We start from the raw sequence: 4,327 nt of genomic DNA on the forward strand, positions 1-4,327 counted from the left end.
TGCTTAAAGCCACTTTCCAAACGATTCTGGCATTAGTGATTGGCGGCTTAGTGGCAAAATTTATGGCCAAAACCATTGGTCGTCCGGTACATGTTTCAGATGATTTGCGTTCACGTTTTCCATTACTCGAAGAACGGTTGAATGGATTTGTGCCCAATATCTATAAAACCTTACGCATTTTGCTGGTCGTAGTGGTTGCTGCCGTGATTCTGGATGCGTGGGGAATATTCAGTCTTTCGGCCTGGTTAGCTTCAGATGCGGGTATTCAGACTATCGGTACAGTAATCAGTGTGGCGGCGATCCTTGTGGGTGCGATGGCCATCTGGATTGCTCTGGCCAGCTGGATTGAGCATCGGCTAAACCCTAATGATGATGGTCAGATGCCTACGGCCAGAGCAAAAACATTATTGACCATTTTCCGTAATGCGGCAGCGATTGCTCTGATCATTATGACAGTGATGATTGTGCTGGCAGAAATAGGTGTCAATATCGGACCATTACTGGCAGGGGCTGGTGTATTGGGTCTGGCTATTGGTTTTGGTGCCCAGAAACTGGTTCAGGATGTGATTACCGGTGTATTTATTCAAATGGAAAATGCCATTAATGCCGGAGATATTGTGACAGCTGGTGGTATTACGGGGACCGCTGAAAAACTTACTATCCGTTCGTTAGGCTTACGTGATTTATCCGGTACCTACCATATGATTCCGTTTTCGGCGGTGGATACTGTTTCCAACTTTATGCGGGAGTTTGCTTACCATGTTGGTGAATATGGTGTGGCGTATCGTGAAAATACAGATGAAGTCATTGTGCATCTGCGTGAAGCGTTTGCTGAATTAATGGCTGATCCTGAACAGCGTGAAAAAATTCTGATCGACGAACTGGAAGTCCATGGTGTGACCGCGCTGGCGGACAGTTCGGTGAATATCCGGGTACGTATTAAAACCCTTCCGGGGACACAATGGGGTGTCGGCCGGGCTTATAATCGTCTGGTTAAACAGCATCTGGATGCGGCGGGCATTGAGATTCCATTCCCGCATATGACCATTTACTTTGGTCAGGATAAAGATGGCTCAGCGCCACCTGCACCGCTGAAAATGGTCGGAGACTCGGATGCAAATTCTGCCATTCAGTTAGAGCAGAAGCCTGAAAAAACAACAAGCTCAAAATCATCAAAATCCAATCCAAAGCATAAACAGGATTTCGATGAAGAACATTAAACAGTAAACACCCTGTTGATAACGGCAGGGGGTTTTTTATTTATCCATGGAGCCGTTGCTGTATTAACCGCTGCATATTCCGAGTGGCGGAACAGTTATCGCATTCATTCAATGCCGTTTGTATCAGTGTTCGAGCTGAACGGTAATCCTGCTTCAAATAAAGCAGGGTGGCCGTCATCAAAGGTTTGTTATGATAATTTTCCAATAAATCATCAATCACCAATTGCAGGCCGGGATCGGCGCTGAAATAACGCAGATCACTGGTATCGGCAATTAATGCCAGGTTCAAAGCCCAAAATGCTTTATCCGTTTCACCCTGTAAAGCCGTGGCTAAAGCAAAACCAATTTTGGGTAAAGAAGCTTTGGGATTTTTACTGGATTGCGCTTTAAAGGCATTAATCGCTGTTGTTGATTCATAGCGTGATAATGCTTCCCAACCATCAATATTGGAATAGTTTGATATAGACGCAGCTGTGGAAAGGGGCCGTGATGAATTAGCTGTATAGCGACGTATAGGGTCGGCATTTTGATAATTCTGAGAATAAACAATCGGTGTAATCAGGGTGATACTGTTGCCTCGAAAACCATAATAGCCTGTTCGATGACGAGGTCGGGTTGTATCGTAATGTCGGTAATACGGTTTATAACGAGGTTGCTTGAAGTGGTTGAGCCTGGGATCCAGTCCAAATGAACGGTGGCCAGTAATACCGATAGAAGGGGAGCGATAATGCCGGTTTCCCGAAATACCATAGTGTGGTCGATTATGCAGATTCTGACCAAGTTGCACGTTCACCGACACATCGGCATAACTGTGTTGACTTGGTATAAATACCATTAGTCCAGTAAGCAGGCTGGCGGTGAAAGCTGGAAGAAATAGATTTTTAATGAATGACATAGCCATTACCTCACAGTTTGGCTGGCTGATGACTATCAGACTTGCAGTCTGTGTTGGGGTTCATTGCCATGAATGTAAATTCAGGTAAAGCAATGTTTCAGCGAGCTTTTTGGTATCATGCGCGCTATCTTTCTCTGTTTAAAGTTTCCCATGTCTGAAAATGATTTTTCTAAGCTGAAGTTACCTGCTGAACAACTGGCTGTACTTGATTCGCTCGGTTACAAACAAATGACCGCTGTACAGGCGCAGAGCCTGCCACTGATCCTGCAGGGCAAGGATTTGATTGCTCAGGCAAAAACCGGCAGTGGTAAAACCGCTGCCTTTGGCCTTGGTCTTTTACAAACGATTAAGCCTGACTTTTTTGCCGTGCAAGCCTTAATTATTTGCCCAACACGGGAGTTGGCCGATCAGGTAGGCAAAGAATTACGTCGTCTGGGACGTTCTATCCCGAATCTTAAACTGGTGATGTTATGCGGGGGTAAACCGTTAGGCCCACAAATTGCGTCATTGGAATACGGTGCACATATTGTTGTAGGCACACCGGGAAGGATTCAGGATCATCTGAAAAAATCCACTTTGAAGCTCAATAAAGTTAAAACAGTGGTGCTGGATGAAGCGGATCGCATGCTGGATATGGGCTTTGTCGATGCGATGCAGGACATTATCGGACAGACGCCCAGCTCGCGGCAGACGTTACTCTTTTCTGCCACCTTTCCCGATAGCATTAAACAGATAAGTCGCAGCATTCAACGTGATCCGGCACGAGTGACGGTTGAGTCACAACATCAACAAGCGGTCATCGAGCAGCTGTTTTACGAAATCAAAAAGCATGAGCGTAACAGTTCATTGCTAATGTTGTTTCAGCATTATCAGCCTAAAAACGCGATTGTGTTCTGTCATACCAAAAAACAATGTGATGAAGTGGCAGAATGGCTTCGTAACCATAAAATTGATGCCCAGCCCATTCATGGCGATTTGGAACAACGTGAAAGGGATCAGGTCCTGGTGCGTTTTGCCAACCAGAGTTGTCCTGTTTTGGTTGCCACCGATGTAGCCGCGCGTGGGCTGGATATCAAAGCGATTGAAATGGTGATTAACTATGAATTACCACGTGATCCGGAAGTGTATGTACATCGTATCGGTCGAACTGGTCGGGCAGGAGAGTCAGGTCTGGCTATGAGTCTGGTAGCTGAAGCCGAAGTGCCACGCATGCTGGCAATTGAGAAATATCAAAAAAAACCGTGTCGCTGTGATGTACCAGCTTCGCTGGATCGCGATGACAGTTATACTCTTGAAGCCAATATGGTGACTATTCAACTGGATGCCGGGCGTAAAAACAAACTTCGACCAGGAGATATTTTAGGGGCATTGACGGGGGATGCTGGGTTGGATGGTGCCGATATCGGCAAGATCGATATTTTTGATATGTCGAGTTATGTGGCTGTAAGCAAATCCGCATTGCGACAGGCAATGAATTATCTGGCCGATGGAAAAATCAAAGGCCGTACAATTCGGGCCAGAAAAATACGTTAAATTGACTCAGAATGGATTATAAAAACCTTGTTTATGTTGTGGAAATAAGTACCCTTAACGGTAAGTCTCAACGAGTGTTGCCATGACCGATTTGATAAACGACAACCCCACCGATAACGGTGTCTACAAAACGCTGCTCGAATCGACCAGGGCTATTCCCTGGAAAATTGATTGGGCAACTTTGCAATTCACCTATATCGGTCCACAGATTGAAGAACTGCTGGGTTGGGAGCCTTCCAGCTGGCAGTCGGTTGAAGACTGGGCAACCCGAATGCATCCGGAAGATCGGCAGTGGGTAGTGGATTTCTGTGTTTCGCAATCCCAGTCAGGCGTTGATCATGAAGCCGACTATCGAGCACTGACAAAAAATGGCGACTATGTTTGGATCCGCGATGTAGTTCATGTGGTTCGCAAGGAAAATGGTGAGGTCGATTCCTTAGCGGGTTTTATGTTTGATATCAGTGAACGTAAAAAAACGGAACAGGAACTGATCAAGTTACAAAAAGAACTTGAAGAACTGTCTTTCAAAGATGGATTGACCGGTGTAGCCAATCGTCGCATGTTTGATACGGTCATTGAAACTGAGTGGCTAAAGGCTCGGCAGAATAAACAGCCATTGTCATTGATCGTTATTGATATCGACTTTTTCAAAGAATACAACGATTGTTATGGTCATTTG

Annotated in this window: 4 protein-coding genes; 3 read left to right on the top strand and 1 reads right to left on the bottom strand. The window is 45.5% G+C overall.

Features of this window, described 5'->3' with window-relative positions; translation table 11 throughout:
- Positions 1–1,220, top strand: a 1,220-nt coding sequence (locus B3O33_RS09900) for a mechanosensitive ion channel domain-containing protein (RefSeq protein ID WP_292363514.1), incomplete at its 5' end; no start/stop codon positions are given.
- A gap of 40 nt (positions 1,221–1,260) precedes the next feature.
- Here B3O33_RS09900 and B3O33_RS09905 read toward each other — a convergent pair.
- Entirely contained in the window at positions 1,261–2,115 is an 855-nt protein-coding gene (locus B3O33_RS09905; protein WP_292361587.1) for a hypothetical protein, read from the bottom strand.
- Between the two features lie 150 nt (positions 2,116–2,265).
- On the opposite strand from B3O33_RS09905, the gene dbpA reads away from it, so the two are divergent.
- Both dbpA and B3O33_RS09915 read left to right on the top strand, forming a co-directional pair.
- Positions 2,266–3,648, top strand: coding sequence for an ATP-dependent RNA helicase DbpA (dbpA, locus tag B3O33_RS09910; RefSeq protein ID WP_292361588.1), 1,383 nt, complete (start codon positions 2,266–2,268; stop codon positions 3,646–3,648).
- 82 nt (positions 3,649–3,730) lie between these two features.
- Positions 3,731–4,327: sensor domain-containing diguanylate cyclase (locus B3O33_RS09915; RefSeq protein ID WP_292363515.1), on the top strand; the 597-nt coding region annotated here is incomplete at its 3' end.

The organism is Methylophaga sp. UBA1464, assembly GCF_002325665.1.
GTDB lineage: Bacteria > Pseudomonadota > Gammaproteobacteria > Nitrosococcales > Methylophagaceae > Methylophaga.

What these genes read in the sequence shown, in the direction of transcription:
- B3O33_RS09905 (WP_292361587.1), bottom strand. Translation starts at nt 2,115, where the DNA reads ATGTCATTCATTAAAAATCTATTTCTTCCAGCTTTCACCGCCAGCCTG.
- dbpA (WP_292361588.1), top strand. Translation starts at nt 2,266, where the DNA reads ATGTCTGAAAATGATTTTTCTAAGCTGAAGTTACCTGCTGAACAACTG.